At 66.1% G+C, this 14,752-nt stretch carries 14 protein-coding genes and 1 pseudogene; 10 read left to right on the top strand and 5 right to left on the bottom strand.

The window, feature by feature from the left end; translation table 11 throughout:
• Positions 1-65: 65 nt before the first annotated feature.
• The 3 genes from BLS11_RS01620 to BLS11_RS20065 form a co-directional block, all read right to left on the bottom strand.
• Positions 66-764, bottom strand: coding sequence for a DUF7344 domain-containing protein (locus BLS11_RS01620; protein WP_092531941.1), 699 nt, complete (start codon positions 762-764; stop codon positions 66-68).
• A 67-nt stretch (positions 765-831) separates the two neighbouring features.
• Positions 832-1,953 carry a GNAT family N-acetyltransferase gene (locus tag BLS11_RS01625; protein ID WP_092531944.1) on the bottom strand — a complete coding sequence of 374 codons (1,122 nt, stop codon included), beginning with the start codon at positions 1,951-1,953 and terminating at the stop codon, positions 832-834.
• A gap of 421 nt (positions 1,954-2,374) precedes the next feature.
• Complete coding sequence (locus BLS11_RS20065; RefSeq protein ID WP_175454346.1) at positions 2,375-4,291, bottom strand: DUF4397 domain-containing protein; 1,917 nt, start codon at positions 4,289-4,291, stop codon at positions 2,375-2,377.
• Between the two features lie 264 nt (positions 4,292-4,555).
• Between BLS11_RS20065 and BLS11_RS01635 the strand changes: the two genes are divergently transcribed.
• The 7 genes from BLS11_RS01635 to BLS11_RS01665 all read left to right on the top strand — a co-directional run bounded on the left by BLS11_RS01635 (position 4,556) and on the right by BLS11_RS01665 (position 9,872).
• Positions 4,556-5,299 (top strand): profilin-fold protein, encoded by a 744-nt coding sequence (locus tag BLS11_RS01635; RefSeq protein WP_092531949.1) that lies wholly within the window; start codon positions 4,556-4,558, stop codon positions 5,297-5,299.
• A 251-nt stretch (positions 5,300-5,550) separates the two neighbouring features.
• Complete coding sequence (locus tag BLS11_RS01640; protein ID WP_245698715.1) at positions 5,551-6,954, top strand: sodium-dependent transporter; 1,404 nt, start codon at positions 5,551-5,553, stop codon at positions 6,952-6,954.
• Positions 6,955-6,956: 2 nt separating this feature from the next.
• On the top strand, positions 6,957-7,274 hold the full coding sequence (locus tag BLS11_RS01645) for a DUF8026 family protein (protein WP_092531955.1): 318 nt from the start codon (positions 6,957-6,959) through the stop codon (positions 7,272-7,274).
• A complete protein-coding gene (locus BLS11_RS01650) occupies positions 7,271-7,483 on the top strand; it encodes a proline racemase family protein (RefSeq protein ID WP_092531959.1) in 213 nt (70 codons plus the stop codon). Before BLS11_RS01645 ends, BLS11_RS01650 begins: the two co-directional genes overlap by 4 nt.
• Before the next feature lie 49 nt (positions 7,484-7,532).
• Entirely contained in the window at positions 7,533-7,922 is a 390-nt protein-coding gene (locus tag BLS11_RS01655) for a VOC family protein (RefSeq protein WP_092531962.1), read from the top strand.
• 58 nt (positions 7,923-7,980) lie between these two features.
• Positions 7,981-9,261 (top strand): hypothetical protein, encoded by a 1,281-nt coding sequence (locus tag BLS11_RS01660; protein ID WP_092531965.1) that lies wholly within the window; start codon positions 7,981-7,983, stop codon positions 9,259-9,261.
• A 50-nt stretch (positions 9,262-9,311) separates the two neighbouring features.
• Positions 9,312-9,872 (top strand): NUDIX hydrolase, encoded by a 561-nt coding sequence (locus BLS11_RS01665; RefSeq protein ID WP_092531968.1) that lies wholly within the window; start codon positions 9,312-9,314, stop codon positions 9,870-9,872.
• A 13-nt stretch (positions 9,873-9,885) separates the two neighbouring features.
• Here the strand turns inward: BLS11_RS01665 and BLS11_RS01670 are convergent, their stop codons facing one another.
• Positions 9,886-11,235, bottom strand: coding sequence for a sensor histidine kinase (locus BLS11_RS01670; RefSeq protein WP_449404957.1), 1,350 nt, complete (start codon positions 11,233-11,235; stop codon positions 9,886-9,888).
• Positions 11,224-11,421: pseudogene (locus BLS11_RS20070) on the bottom strand (PAS domain-containing protein); the annotation flags it as partial. The pseudogene BLS11_RS20070 and the gene BLS11_RS01670, both read right to left, overlap by 12 nt.
• 108 nt (positions 11,422-11,529) lie before the next feature.
• On the opposite strand from BLS11_RS20070, the gene BLS11_RS01675 reads away from it, so the two are divergent.
• The 3 genes from BLS11_RS01675 to tgtA all read left to right on the top strand — a co-directional run bounded on the left by BLS11_RS01675 (position 11,530) and on the right by tgtA (position 14,741).
• A complete protein-coding gene (locus BLS11_RS01675; RefSeq protein WP_394327372.1) occupies positions 11,530-12,351 on the top strand; it encodes a CPBP family intramembrane glutamic endopeptidase in 822 nt (273 codons plus the stop codon).
• 76 nt (positions 12,352-12,427) lie between these two features.
• Positions 12,428-13,084: a type 1 glutamine amidotransferase gene (locus tag BLS11_RS01680; RefSeq protein WP_092531974.1), complete on the top strand. Its 657-nt coding sequence runs from the start codon at positions 12,428-12,430 to the stop codon at positions 13,082-13,084.
• Positions 13,085-13,250: 166 nt separating this feature from the next.
• The gene (tgtA, locus tag BLS11_RS01685) at positions 13,251-14,741 is read left to right on the top strand and encodes a tRNA guanosine(15) transglycosylase TgtA (protein ID WP_092531977.1); all 1,491 of its coding nucleotides are present in this window, start codon (positions 13,251-13,253) and stop codon (positions 14,739-14,741) included.
• Positions 14,742-14,752: the final 11 nt, after the last annotated feature.

The following is a 14,752-nucleotide window of genomic DNA, read 5'->3' on the forward strand; positions in this document are numbered from 1 at the left end:
CTCGAAGCCGTCCGTCGTCCCCGTCGTCTGGGGAGGACCGCTCGACCGCCTGTGCCCCTCCGACCCTACCTGCGAGAGAGCCCGCACTCGGCGGAGAGGTCGTCGAACCCGTCGGCGGGGTCCACTCCGGCTTCGTGAACCGCCGCGAACACCGTCTCCAGCGCCGGGTGGTCGGCGTACGAGACGCGCCCTCTCTCCGGGTCGTACGCGACGAAGTCCGCGTCGTCGAGTTTCGGCAGGTGGACGTGGTGGAGTCGGAACTCGACGCGCCGGACGTCGTCGGCGTCCGGGTTCGTGTCCGCGTCGCCCGCCTCGCGGCGGAGTACCTCGCCCGCGAGGGCGGACCGAGACACCGTCGTCCCGTCGTCTCTGAGAACCGCGAGGGCGAGGCGACGACGCTCGTCCGAGAGAGCCGAGAGCGCCTCGTCCGCGCCGTCCCCGTCCGTTTCGAGCAGTTCCCGGAACCGTGGGTCGTCGAGGACCGGGTGCGTCGCCGTCTCCACGCACTCGTCGTCTCGATCCCACTCGACGAGGCCCGCGTCCGAAAGCGCCGGGAGGTGGACGTGAACGAGTCCCGTCTCGGCGGCCGCCGCGTCCGGGACTCCACGCTCCGCGTCGGCGAGACGCGACGCCACCTCCCGCACCGGTAGCCGTTCCTCCGCGTCGAGAAGGATGCGAAGGGCGGCCCGCCGTCGCCCGTCGGCGATGCACTGCAGCGTCCGAGTACGCGAGTCGGCGTGCCGAGTCCCCCTCTTCGAGTTCATGGCACTTGCTTCCGTAACGGACGACAAGTGCACCGCGCCTAAGCTTCTAGGAACGCCGAGGTACCTGTTAACAAGTATCTTTCCCGGCGAACATCAACCGCCAGTTCGTCCGGGCGTCGAGTTCGACGCCGCGCAGGACGTCCGTGTCGTCGCCTTCCAACGCCCGGGCGACGACGGCGGTCCGAGTCGAGACCCGAGAGAGCGGAAAGTGGTCGTCGGCGCGGAAGCCGAACCGGTCGAGGACGTCGTCGGGGAGCGTTCCGTCCCACGCGCCGATAAGGTCGGCGTCGCGGTGGTCGTCGATGGCCCGGTGGACGAGGCGGGACAACGCCGTCGCCTCCCGGCCCGCCGCGCACGGAACCGCATCGACCAGTTTGGTGACCCGCGTTCCGTCCGACGTGCGGGTTCCGACGACGAGGCCGGCGACCGGGTCGCCGTCGCGCCGGGCGAGGTAGGAGGTGTACTCCCACTTCGGGTTCTCGTACCGCCACTGGTAGAAGCGTTCGTCGCGGACGACGTGTATCTCCTCGGGGGGGTCCGCGGCGTACAACGCCGCCAGTTCCGCGGCGGGCACCTCCTCGCGCCGCTCGACCGTCACCCGTCCGGTCTCCGCGGGGACGAGGCGGTCCCGGACGGCGAAGTACGCCCGCGCGAGTGCCGTCCCCGGAGCGGTCAGTCGGTTGAACGCGCTCTCGGTCTGCGTGAGGTTCGCCGGGTTCTGGACGCGGTAGTGCGTCGTCACGTCTCCCACCTCGACCCATCCGAGTTTCGTGAACGCCCCCTTCGCGGTCGGATTGGGGAAGTTGAAGAACATCGCCGGGTCGCCCTCCTCGTAGTCGTCTATCGCGGCCTCGGTCATCCGCGTGAGCAGACCCCGCCGCCGGTGGTCGGGATGGACCATCGCGTCGGCGGGTTGTAGCGCCAACGCGGAGTCGCCGCCCACTCGGACCCGGAGAGCGAAGAACGGCGACGCGCCGACGATGTCTCCCTCAGATTCGGCGACGTACATCGGAATTCGGCCCGCGTAGGGGTTGTCCGCGTACTTCCAGCGGAACCACTCCTCGCTCGTCGCGCCGAACACGGTGTCGTAGAGCGAAAGAAAGCCCTCTCTGTCTCCCGGCCGATACGGCCGGACGGCGTAGGCGTCCTCTCCGTCCGACTGTTTACTCCGCTTTCTCGATCTAGTCATGGTTGAAGATACTGCCGCCCGGTACACCCTCGAGGCCGGAACGGCCGTCGCTGTAGACGCCCGCCGCACGTCCACCTTGTTACCTGCGTGATAACTCGGTTCGCCGCCGTCTAATCGACCGTCTAATCGGTCGGTACGAGCGAATCTGGGGTATAGAAGCCTGAAACACTCGTTAGTACGGATTTCACTGCCAAGCGAATTTCCGCTCGTCTCGGCGACACCGACGGTTCGCGACGCTCCGTCGAGTCTGCGAGATACGTCGAGAAGAATCACCCGTTCACTCCCGTGGACCCGCGTCCCCGACGGCGACGGAGTCGGTCCGCCGCCGTCGGGTCGAGCCCACTATGCCCCGTTTTCGGAGGTCACCAACCTCCGTGATGCCGGTCGGTACGCGTTCCGACGGAGCCTCGTCGTCGCGTCGTTAGCTACTCGTCGTCGTGTTGCCCGCTTCCGTGGCCGTGCCGTTCGTGGCAGTTCCGGTGACCGTCTCGTTTTCGGCCGTGGCGTTGGTGGCCGTGTCGTTCTCGGCCGTGGCGTTGGTGACCGTCTCGTTTTCTGCCGTGGCGTTGGCGGCCGTGTCGTTTTCGGCCGTGGCGTTGGTGGCCGTGTCGTTCTCGGCCGTGGCGTTGGCGGCCGTGTCGTTCTGAGCGGTGTCGTTACCGCCGCTCAGGTCGATGGGCAGCAGGTCGTCCGCGCTGGGAGTCTGTTGCTCCGCCTCCTCGAGGATGCTCCCGTCGCTGTCTTGGACGCCGACGATTTGGAACTCGGCCGCCTGCGTCTGGCCGCCGGCTCCCTGCGTCTGCGTGTCGGCCGTCTCGTTGCCGACGCCGCCTTCGGTCGTCGTCTCGTTAGTGACACCGGCACCCGTCTCGGTGGCCGTCTCGTTGCCGATGCCAGCTTCGGTGGTCGTCTCGTTAGCGGCACCGACGCCGCTCTCGGTGGTCGTCTCGTTCATCGCACCGGCGCCAGCTTCGGTGGTCGTCTCGTTAGCGGCACCGACGCCACCTTCCGTGGTGGTTTCGTTGGTCATGCCGGCACCGCCTTCGGTCGTCGTTTCGTTGGTGGCACCGATGCCGCCTTCGGTCGTCGTCTCGTTGACGGCACCAGCGCCCGTCTCGGTGGCCGTCTCGTTGCCGACGCCAGCTTCGGTGGTCGTCTCGTTGACGGCACCGGCGCCCGTCTCGGTGGCCGTCTCGTTGGCCGCTCCGACGCCGCCTTCCGTCGTTTCGTTGGCGGCAGCCGCTTCCGTCGTCTGATTGTCGGTGCCGGTCTGATTACCGATTCCGCCTTCGGCCGCGGCGGTCTCGGGGTTGACCATCCCGACGAGGAACAGGTTGTACCGTTCGCCCGCCTCGAACTGGTAGCTGGCGGAGGCTATCGGGTCGGCGTCGCCCGTCTGGAGCACCTCGACCTGCGTGGTGCCGGTCTGGATGTCGGCGTAGTTGCTCGCTTCCTCGCTCTCTATCGCACCGCCGACGACGTAGCTGCCGGCGCGGACCTTCAGGACGCCGGCGTCGGGCGAGACGTTGACCGCGCGAACGAGCGCCGTGTCCGTGTTCTGGTCCTGTTCGTCCTCGGTCTGCTCGCCCTCGGGCTGGTCCTCGAAGACGAGCGCCTCGATGTTCTGGAGTCGGCCGGCGGCCGCGACGGTGTAGCTTTGACCGCCTTCCACGGTGACGCTCTCGTCGATGAGCGGCTCCGAGGACGGCGTCTGTGCCGCGCCGCCACCGGTTTCGGTGGCCGCACCGGCGCCAGTTTCGTTGGCCGCGCCGGCGCCAGTTTCGTTGGCCGTCTCGTTAGCGGCACCGACGCCACCTTCGGTGGTGGTTTCGTTCATCGCACCGGCGCCACCTTCGGTCGTCGTCTCGTTGGTGGCTCCGACGCCAGCTTCGGTGGTCGTCTCGTTAGCGGCACCAACGCCACCTTCCGTGGTGGTTTCGTTGGTCATGCCGGCACCGCCTTCGGTCGTCGTTTCGTTGGTGGCACCGATGCCGCCTTCGGTCGTCGTCTCGTTAGTCGCGCCTGCTCCGGCGGCCGTCTGGTTACCGCCTTCGCCGCCGTCCTGCGACGGATACACCTGAACTTGTACCTCGCCCGGCGAGAGGTCGAGATAGCCGGTGATGTTTCCGAACTGGACGCCTTGGGCGACCTGCTGGCCGTCGACGTAGATATCGACCGCGGGCGCGTCCGGCGACGCGTGGAGCGCGCGAACGAGCGCCGTGTCTTCGCTCGGCGGGAACGGACTGCTTCCGCTCTCCGTACCGCTCTCGCTCTGTTGTGCGTACCCCGCACCGGCACCGAACGCGAATACTGTACCTCCGACACCAAGTGTCTTCAATAGTGACCGTCTGGTTGTTCGGGACATAAGTTGTCGTGCAGACAGTTCTTACTCGTGTCTGCCTAAAATACGCGTTGGCGGATTGTTGAAGTGTGTTGCAATAAATACACTAACCTGATATGTATATTCGTAAATAGCAATAACTACCTTCCAGTGGATGGTAACTGTTTCTTACCGTTCTAATCGCAGGACGGCGGCGGTTCATTCCGAGTTAACGATCGTTCAGCAGAGGCGTTATACCCGTCCCGCGGCTAGGGACGGCAGATGAACGAGGGACCTGAGTTCGACGTTACCGATGCCCACGAGGTCGTTTCGCACAGAGACGAAGTCGTGTCGTGGGTCACGGACCACGCGGGACAGATTGCGCGGCAACTCGCGTTGCTACAGGGCGGCGACTACGGGCAGTCCACCTTCAAGACCGACAAGGGGAAGTGGACGGTGAAGTACGAGGGCGGCGACCTGCAGTATCTCCGGTACGAGGGCCGGTCGGGCGGCGAAACGTACGTCGTCTCGACGAAACACCCGCCGGACCCCGAGGAACTCGCGCAAGCGATGACGGACTACGACGCGTTCGTGGCGGCGTACAACGACCACGTCGAATCCCTCGACGGCGTCTTAGACGGCGTACCCGAGGAGTTCCCCGAGGCCGTCTCCACCGAGAGCATCGTCGCCGAACGGGACAGAATCGTCGGGCGCATCCGGGACGTCTCGGACGCCATCGCCTCGGAACTCTACCGTTACGAGGGGAGCAACTACGGGTCGTTCTCGACGACGGTGTCGGGAACTCGGTGGGAACTGAAGTGGGAGGACGGCCGCGCGTCGTACCTCCGCGTCGGCGGCGAGGGCGGCATCTACCTCCTCTCGCAGTACGAACCGCCCTCCGCGCCGGACGTTCGCCGTCTCGCCGAGGAGTTCGCTGGGTTCGTCGAGGCGTACAACGACCACGTCGAGGAACTCGAATCCGACCTCGCGACGGTGAGTCTCGGCGAGGAGACGGCCGCGGACTGACTTCGCCGCGACCGTGGTATGTTATTTCACCACGTGCGCCCGCGCAGAGTAGTCATTACCCGCTCCAGTCGCCGGTCACCACCCGCCGACGTACTGACTAGAGACAGTCACGTTCTTCCCTCTCGACATCACCGTCCATGGTAGGGCATCCTATAGTGGGATTTCCGGTCGTCGTCTAAATGTGTGAAACAATGGCAGACAACGAACCGAGAACCGCACGAGAGGAGTGGGGGAGTCGATTCGGGTTCCTCATGGCGATGGTCGGCGCCATGGTCGGTGCCGGAAACATCTGGCGCATGCCGTTCACGACGGGCCAGAACGGCGGCGGGGCGTTCCTTCTGGCGTACGTCCTGTTGCTGTTTCTCATCGCCGTGCCCGGGTTGATGGCCGAGACTGCACTCGGGCGGTACACGCAGAAGGGCGTCATCGGGTCGTTCAAACAGGTCGCGGGCGACAGCCGGTTTCGGGGCGTTTCGCTCGTCGTCGTCCTCGTGAACATCGCGTTGATGTCGTACTACGCGCCCATCATCGGGCAGGCGTTGTACTACGCCGCCCACTCTCTGCTCTTGACCTTCTTCCAACCGGGCTTCGACGCGACGGCGTTCTGGGAGTCGTTCGCCGGGTCGCCGCTACTGATGATAGGGATGCACACCGTGACGGTGGCGGCCATCGGCGTCGTCCTCCTGTTCGGCATCCGGCAGGGCATCGAACGCGTCGTGAAGTGGATGATTCCGTTCATGGTCGTCGCCCTCGTCGCCATCGCCATCCGCGGCGTCACCCTCGACGGCGGCATGCAGGGGCTGGCGTTCGCGTTCACGCCGAACTGGGAGTACCTCGTGCAGGGCGACACGTGGGTGGCCGCACTCGGACAGGCGCTGTTCTCGACCGGTCTCGGGTGGGGTATCGCCCTCACGTACGGGAGTTACCTCCGGAAGTACGACGACGTGCCCCTCGGGGCGGGCGTGTTCACCGCCGTCGGGAACACGAGCATCGGCCTCTTGGCCATCTTCGCCGTCTTCCCCGTCGTCTTCGCGTTCGGCCTCGAACCGACGGCGGGCGCGAACCTCATGTTCATCTCGCTCGTGCAGGTGTTCCCCGAACTCGTCGGCGGTCAAATCTGGGCGATGGCCTTCTTCCTCGGCTTCTTCTTCGCCACGTTCACCTCCGGCCTCGGCATCACCGAGGTGGGCGTGACGACGGTGGCCGAGGAGACGCGCTTGGACCGGCGCGGGGCCGTCGCGGCGGTTTCGTTCCTCGTCTGGCTTCTGGGCGTCCCCAGCGCCTACTCCTCGGAGTTCCTCGGCCAGATGGACTTCGTGTTCGGTAACTGGGGGCTCCCGCTGGCGACCCTCGCGATAATCGGCCTCGTCGGGTGGAAGTTCGGGGCCGAACGCATGCGCGTCCTCGAACTCAACCGCAACTCGGACCTGTTCGTCGGGTCGTGGTGGAACGGCATCGTCAAGTACGTGATTCCGGTCGTGATGGTGTTCATCATGGCGTACGGCGCGGTGACGAGTCTCGGCACCGAGAACGAACTGCTCATGTTCGGCGGCATCGCGCTGATGCTCGCGTTGCTGGTCCTCAGCACGCTTCTGATGAAGTTCGTCGACAGCAGAACGGAGTCGGTCCCCAAAGCGACCGACGGAGGGAACTGACCATGGCGCTCACGACAGTCACCTGGACGGTCATGCTCGCATCGATAGCGGTGCTGATGGGCACCGCCAGCGTCGCACTCGTCAAGTCGCTCCGGGACGAAGACAGGAAGCTCGAACTGCTGAAGAAGCAGGACCGCATCGACACGTACTCGCCGCGCGGACTGGCGGAGTTACGGTCGTGGATTCGGGCGAACCCCGACGACCCCCTCAGGGACGAGGCGGTGCGGCGGCACAACGAGTGCGTGGACGCCCTTCGGAGCGTCGACGAACCGTTCTACGACTGGGACGAGGCGGAGGTCGAATCGCTCGAGAAACTATGACTTCGGACGCACGATTCGAGACGGTCGATACGCACACCGGCGGGGAACCGACGCGCCTCGTCGCGGGTGGACTCGACCGGGCGGCGTTCGAGGGCGGAAGCGTCGCCGAGCAACGTGACGCCTTCGCCGAGACGCACGACGAGGTGCGCGAACATCTCCAGAAGGCGGAGGCGAAGTTTTTGAACCCCGGCGCGGAGAGCCTCCCGTAGCGAGCGTCGTCGGGGGGACCGTTTTCACGCCGCCGGACGAACGCCCGGTATGGACGTCGAAGCGATAGACCACGCGAACCTTCACATCCCCGAGGACGGCGTCGAGGCGGCGGTGGCGTTCTACCGCGACGGGTTGGGCCTCGACGTGGAGAACCTCGACCTGTTCGAGTCGGGCGAGAAACCGTTCTTCTCGGTCCGCCTCGCCCCGACCCACGTCGTCCACGTCCAACCGGACCCGGAGTTCGAGCCTCCGAGTGGGGCGAACTTCGACCACCTCGCGCTGACCGTCTCTACGGACTTCGAGTCGCTGAAAGCCGAACTCGACGCGGCGGGCATCGAGGTGGACCGCGAACTCGAACCGTTGGGCGCGACGGGAACGAACCCCGCCGTCTACGTGACTGACCCCTTCGGCTACACGCTCGAACTGAAAGTCGATTGACAGACGCGAGCCGTTCCGAACGCTTTTTCGTCGGCCATCCGATTGAGATACCCAACTCATGGCACCATCTCTCCCCGCCTCGCCGCGGAGCGCGGGTGCGGCGTTGGCCGTCTTCGGCGTCCTCATCCTCGTTCTGACGCTGGGCGTCAGCGCCGCCCTCGCGCCGGAGGTCGGGTCGGCGTCCGCCGGTAACGGAACGCAACAGACGCTCGTCGGGTCGCAAGGCGGCGGGCCGGGACTGCACGAGAAAGGCTCGGTCTACCTGCTGGAAGGAAAAGAGACGGCGTGGCGGGCCGACGGCACGGACAGTTACTTCGACGTGACGATGCTCGACAACGGGAGCGTCCTCGCGGGGTTCATGGACTCCGGGTACGAGGAGTGCGGCCCCTACGAGTCCCCCTGCACGCACACCGGGTTCCGCGTCATCGACCCGCACGCGAACGACTCCAGCGCCGAACCCGAAGTCGTCTACGAGTACTCCTTCCCGGTGCGGACGCGCGTGAACAGCGAAGTCCACGACGTGGAACTGCTCCCCTCCGGAGAGTTCCTCGTGACGGACATGGAGTACGAGCGCATCTTCACCGTGAAGAACGGCGAAATCACGTGGCAGTGGAACGCGAGTTCGCAGTACGACGCCCCCGAGGACCCGACGAGGACCGACTGGCTCCACATCAACGACGTGGACGCCATCGGCGAGGACCGCTACCTCGTCTCCGTTCGTAACGCCCACCAACTCGTCGTCGTCGAACGCGGCGAGGGCGTCGTCGAGGTGATAAACAAAGACGAGGACGGAGACGGGAAGGGCGACCCGACGCTCCTGCGCCAACAGCACAACCCCCAGTGGCTCGGTAACGGGTCCGTACTGGTCGCCGACAGCCACAACGACCGCATCGTCGAACTCCACCGCAACGCGGAGACGGGCGAGTGGGAGGAGGCGTGGGCGCTCTACGGGGCGGAGGGCGTCCCGTTCAGTTGGCCGCGCGACGCCGACCGCCTCTCGAACGGCAACACCCTCGTCACCGACTCGCTCAACCAGCGCATCGTCGAGGTGAACGAGTCGGGGGAGGTGGTCTGGAGCTACAAGACGCCGCAGGTCCCCTACGAGGCGGAACGACTCCCCGAGGGTGAAACCGTCGGCGGCGTCTCCTACGCCGATAGCAACGACGGCGACGTGGGCGACGGGCAGATTCCGGTGCTGTCGTTCCTCCTGATGGTCGCCCAGACCGGCCTGCAGGTGCCGTTCTGGTTCAACGAACTCCACGTCGCCGTCTCCCTCATCTCCATCTTTTCGGTCCTCGGGGGCGGCGCTCTCGTCGTCTGGGGAACCGTCCGCGACTGAGGCGGCGGCGACCACGCGCTTTTTTGCACTCGCCGCTCCGAGGCGGAGCCATGACCGACGACCCAGACGAGTTGGCGTGGGAGACGACGGACTCCGCGGTGGACTACTCCTGTCCGGGGTTCGACGTTCGCCGCGACGAAGTGGTGCTGCCCGACGGGACGGAGACGGACTTCCACTACGTGTCGGAACCGCCCGCGGTGGTCGTTTTACCCTTCACGCCCGACGGCGACGTGGTCGTCATAGAGGAGTGGCGGCAGGCCGTCGGCCGCGTCAGTCGCGGCCTCCCGGCGGGGACCGTAGAGGAGGACGACGACGACGTGACCGTCGCCGCGCGGCGAGAACTGGCCGAGGAGACGGGGTACGAGGCGGGCGCGGTCGAACGCCTCTGCACGGTCGAACCCGCAAACGGCCTGCTGGACAGCGTCCACCACTTCTTCGTCGCGTGCGACTGCGAACCGACCGCAGAACAGGAACTCGACTTCAACGAGAGCATCCGCGTCACCGTCGAGAACTACGACGACCTCCTCGCGGCGGCCTTGGACGGCGAACTCCGCGACGGCCGCGCCGTCGTCGGCCTCACCCGGCACGAACTGGCCGACCGGTCGGGCTGAGTCGGCCGGACTCTCAGTCGCCGTCGGACGCCGCCGGGAGCGTCACCGAGAACGTCGTCCCGCCGTCGGAGCCGGGCTCTACCCAGATGTCGCCGCCGTGCCGTTCGACGATACGCTTGCAGAGCGCCAGCCCGATACCCGTTCCGCCGCCCTCCTCGCGGGTGTGGAGGCTCTGGAACACCTCGAAGATGCGGTCCGTGTCGTCGGGGTCGATGCCGACCCCGTTGTCGCTGAGCGATATCGTCCACTCGTCGTCGTTCCGTTCGGCGGTGATTTCCACGCGCGGCGAGTCCCCGGCCGTGTAGGTGAGCGCGTTGTCCAACAGGTTCTGGAACAACTGCCGCAGTTGGTTTTCGTCGCCCCGAACGCGGGGTAGCTCCTCGGACTCGATTCGGGCGTCCGTCTCCTCGATTTTCACCGTGAGGTCGGTCCGGACGTCCGCGAGCACGTCGTTCAAATCCGTCGGCTCGAAGGGGTCGCCCCGCGTGTCCACCCGCGAGTACTCCAACAACCCGTCTATCATCTCGCGCATGCGGTCGGCACCGTCGACGGCGTATTCGAGGAACTCCTCGCCGTCCTCGTCGAGGGCGCCCTCGTAGCGCTTTTCGAGCAACCGGAGGTAGCTCGTGACCATCCGCAAGGGTTCCTGTAAGTCGTGCGACGCCGCGTAGGCGAACTGCTCTAAGCGCTCGTTGGACTCCTCTAACTTCTCGACTAACTCCTCTAACTGCCGTTCGCGTTCGCGGAGGGTCCGTTCGACCTCCTTTCGCTCCGAGATGTCCCGAAACAGCCCGACGAAGTAGCGCTCCCCGTCGAAGATGAAGTCGTTGAACGAGATGCCGAGCGGTACCTCGTGACCGTCTTTGTGTTGTCCCGGGAGTTCCACGTACTGCCAGTTGATATTCTTCTCGCCGGTTTCGAGATATCGGCTGATTCCCTCGAGGTGGTTTTCGCGGAGACGCTCGGGGATGATACTCAGTTTGCTCTGCCCGACGAGCTCCTCGGACGAGTAGCCGAGAATCTTTTCGACCGCCGGGTTCGCGTACTGAATTCGGCTCGTCGTGTCGAGGACGGTGATCCCGTCGGAGAGCGAGTCCGCGAGGGCGATGAACGCCTTCGCGGCGGTTTCCTCGTCGTGCTCGGGGTTCAGCTGCGGACTGTCCGCCTCACGGTCCGACTGCGGAGAGAACAGACCGACGACCGCGTCCTCCTCGGGAAGCGCCGTGAGTTGCGCTTTGCAGACGAGGATATCGCCGTCTGCGGTTTCGAGCGGAAGTACCGAGTTGACGGGCTCGCTTGCACCGAACTCGCGTCCGAACAGCGATTCGAGCGGCGACGGAACGGTCGCGAGGTAGTCCGTAATCGGGGTCCCGAGAAGTTCGTCCCGACTGTAACCGGAAAACGCCACGAACGCGTCGTTGACGGCGCCGATGTCTCCGTTCGGAGTGAGTTGGACGAATCCGAACTCCGCTCGGGTCAGAAGCGAGAGGACGCCGGAGAGCGGGACGAGCTCTCCGTCTGACCTCGGCGGGTCGTTTGGAGTGGACACAGAGCCACTAACAACGAGACCAAGATAAGCCCTCTCTTACTCGCCCGAAGAAAGCGGGTCACCGTCGCGAAAACGAACCATTTTGACAGATGAGAACGAAGATAGGGTGTGTCCTCGGAATCTTCCACGGAGACCCCGGAATCCGGCCTCGACGGCGACTCGGGCCCGACCGACCCGTCGGGCAGTCCGATTCGCGCCGTCCTCGTCGCCCTCCTCATGTCCGGTGTCGGAATCGGCCTCGGTTTGGTTCTCGTCGTCGCAGGCGTACTCGGTCTGAACGTTCTCGGCGTCGAGATAACTCCGTTGGTGGAAATCGTCCTCTCGTTGACCCTCGCCACCGGCGTCGGATTCGGCGGCGTCGCCGCGGCGTACCTCAAGTATCGAGGGTACGGCTGGTCGTGGGTCGGCGTCCGCGTCCCGACGTTCCGCGACTTGGTGTTCGTCGCCGTCGGATTCCTCGGCGCGTTCGGCCTCGCCATCTCCGCCTCGTACGTCGTGACGACGCTCGGCGTTCAGACGGCGCAAAATCAGGCGGCACAGACCGGCTTCGAGAACCCCGAGGTGCTGTTGCTCCTCATCCCCGCGGCGATACTCATCATCGGCCCCGGCGAGGAGCTTTTGTTCCGCGGCGTCGTCCAACGCCGCCTCCGGGAGGTGTTCTCCCCGTTCATCGCCATCCCCTTCGCGAGCCTCATCTTCGCGGCGATACACTACACCTCTCTCATCGGCGCGCCATCGGCGCGACTCGTCACCATCAGCGTCCTCGTGCTTCCGACCCTCGTCTTCGGGACGGTGTACGAACTGACGGACAACATCGTCGTCCCCGCGTTGACCCACGGCATCTACAACGCGACGCTGTTTTCGATTCTCTACCTCGGCATCAAGTTCTCCGACTCCATGCCGCAGAGCGGCCTCCTCGTGCCGTTCTGACCGCTCGTCCTCGGTTTCCGCGCGGACGGTCGTTCACCCGTACCGTTTTTCCTCGCCGGTGCGTACCGCTTCCGACGTGAGTTCGCCACCCATCGCCGTCGTCCGCAACGAGGTGCACTCGGAGTACGAGTACCACTGCGACGCCCTCTCGGGGAACTTCCCCGACGCCCGCGAGGTGGAGTTTCCGGCCGGCGAACGCCCCGACTTGGACCGCGTCGCCGGACTCGTCCTCACGGGGAGCACCGCGGGCGTCTACGAACGCGACGACCGGCCGTGGATAGACGACGAACGGCGATTGGTCGAGGCGGCGGTCGAACGCGAGATTCCGACGCTCGGCGTCTGCTTCGGCCACCAACTCGTAAACCGCGCCCTCGGCGGAACGGTCGAGAACGTCGGCACCACGGCCCGGTTGGTCGAAGCCGAGTTCGCCGACGACCCGCTTTTCGAGGGCGTCTCGCCGGTCGTCCCCGTCGCCCACGCCGACGTCGTCACCGACACCGGCGACGAGATGGAGGTTATCGCCTCGGCGGACTACTACCGCGCGTTCGGCACGCGACACCGCGACGCGCCGCTTTGGACCGTCCAGTTCCACCCCGAGTTCACCCCCGAACTCCGCGGCCGGTTGGCGAACGACTTCGGGTGGGACGAGTCGGGCCTGCGGTTCGAGGACGCGAACGGCGCCCGACTCTTCGAGAACTTTCGGTCGATAGTCGAGGCGTCGGCGGACTCGTAGCGCAATCACGCCGTGCCGGCCGAACGCAACCCTTCGGTCGGCAGTCACGCCGGGCCGACCGAACGCAACCCTTAGCAACGCGCCGGGCCGACCGAACGCAACCCTTAGCAACGCGCCGGGCCGACCGAACGCAACCCTTAGCAACGCGCCGGGGAAATCCCACTCCATGCGCGACCACTTCGAGATACGCGACGGGGACGTCGCCGGTCGAATCGGCGAACTCACCGTCCCCCGCGCGGGGGTGACGGTCGAGACGCCGGCGTTACTGCCCGTCGTCAACCCCAACATCGTCACGGTCTCTCCCGCCCGACTCGAATCGGAGTTCGGCGCGGAGATTCTCATCACCAACTCCTACATCATCAAGACGAACGAGCACCTGCGCGAGGAGGCCTTAGACGTCGGTCTCCACGAGATGCTCGACTTCGACGGCGCGATAATGACCGACTCGGGGTCGTTCCAACTCGCGGAGTACGGCGACATCGACGTGACGACCAAGCAGATTCTGCAGTTCCAACGCGACATCGGGACGGACATCGCCACGCCGGTGGACATCCCGACGCCCCCGGACGTGTCGAGAGAGCAGGCGGAACGCGAACTCGACGTGACGGAGGAGGCCCTCCGCGACGCCGAGGACGCCGAGACGGGCGAGATGCTCGTCAACGCGCCCGTGCAGGGTTCGACGTACCCCGACCTGCGCGAACGCGGGGGTCGGACCGCCGACGCGACGGACCTGGACGTGTTCCCCGTCGGCGCGGTGGTTCCGCTGATGAACGCCTACCGCTACGACGACATGGTGGACGCCGTCGCCGCCGCGAAACGCGGACTCGGCGCGGACGCGCCGGTGCACCTGTTCGGCGCGGGCCACCCGATGATGTTCGCCCTCGCCGTCGCTCTCGGCTGTGACCTGTTCGATTCGGCCGCCTACGCCCTCTACGCCCGCGACGGCCGCTATCTCACCGTCCACGGCACCGAACACCTCGGGGAACTCGACTACTTCCCCTGTTCCTGCGCCGTCTGTTCGGCGTACTCGCCGGAGGAACTCCGCGAGACGGAGGGCGAGGAACGGGAGCGACTGCTGGCGGAACACAACCTGCACGTCTCCTTCGCGGAGATTCGCCGCGTCAAGCAGGCGATTCGCGCGGGCGAACTCCTCGAACTCGTGGAGGAACGCGCCCGGTCGCACCCCGCGATGCTCGACGGCTACCGCGCCCTCTTGGACCACGCCGACCAACTCGAACGCGAGGACCCCGCCTCGAAGGGGTCGTTCTTCTATCTCTCCTCGGAGAGCGCTCGGCGTCCCGAAGTCCTCCGCCACCACCGACGCCTCGAACGCCTCGAAGCGGAGGGGCGAATCCTCCTCACGCAGGGCGGGAAAGCCTCGGGCGACCGGTTCGACGCCTCCTGGCGCGTCGTCCCGCCGTTCGGGCCGTTCCCGCGCGCCCTCTCGGAGACGTACCCGCTCACCGCCGAGGTGCCGGAGCGAACCGACCCCGCAGCGTACGAGATGGCCGCCGAGGGCGTCGCGCGCCTCGCGGAGTCGCACCCGGACACGGAGTTCGTCCTCGCGCACGACGGGTGGCCCGAGACGGCCCTCTCGAAAGTTCCGGACTCGGTGACGGCGGAACTGCTCGGACGCGTGCCGTCGGACGACGACTGAGGGCCGAACCG

The sequence above is a fragment of the Halopelagius longus genome (assembly GCF_900100875.1).
GTDB lineage: Archaea > Halobacteriota > Halobacteria > Halobacteriales > Haloferacaceae > Halopelagius > Halopelagius longus.

Coding starts and splice junctions, on each gene's coding strand:
- BLS11_RS01620 (WP_092531941.1), bottom strand. CDS start 764: ATGAACTCGAAGAGGGGGACTCGGCACGCCGACTCGCGTACTCGGACG.
- BLS11_RS01625 (WP_092531944.1), bottom strand. CDS start 1,953: ATGACTAGATCGAGAAAGCGGAGTAAACAGTCGGACGGAGAGGACGCC.
- BLS11_RS01635 (WP_092531949.1), top strand. CDS start 4,556: ATGAACGAGGGACCTGAGTTCGACGTTACCGATGCCCACGAGGTCGTT.
- BLS11_RS01640 (WP_245698715.1), top strand. CDS start 5,551: ATGGCGATGGTCGGCGCCATGGTCGGTGCCGGAAACATCTGGCGCATG.
- BLS11_RS01645 (WP_092531955.1), top strand. CDS start 6,957: ATGGCGCTCACGACAGTCACCTGGACGGTCATGCTCGCATCGATAGCG.
- BLS11_RS01650 (WP_092531959.1), top strand. CDS start 7,271: ATGACTTCGGACGCACGATTCGAGACGGTCGATACGCACACCGGCGGG.
- BLS11_RS01655 (WP_092531962.1), top strand. CDS start 7,533: ATGGACGTCGAAGCGATAGACCACGCGAACCTTCACATCCCCGAGGAC.
- BLS11_RS01660 (WP_092531965.1), top strand. CDS start 7,981: ATGGCACCATCTCTCCCCGCCTCGCCGCGGAGCGCGGGTGCGGCGTTG.
- BLS11_RS01665 (WP_092531968.1), top strand. CDS start 9,312: ATGACCGACGACCCAGACGAGTTGGCGTGGGAGACGACGGACTCCGCG.
- tgtA (WP_092531977.1), top strand. CDS start 13,251: ATGCGCGACCACTTCGAGATACGCGACGGGGACGTCGCCGGTCGAATC.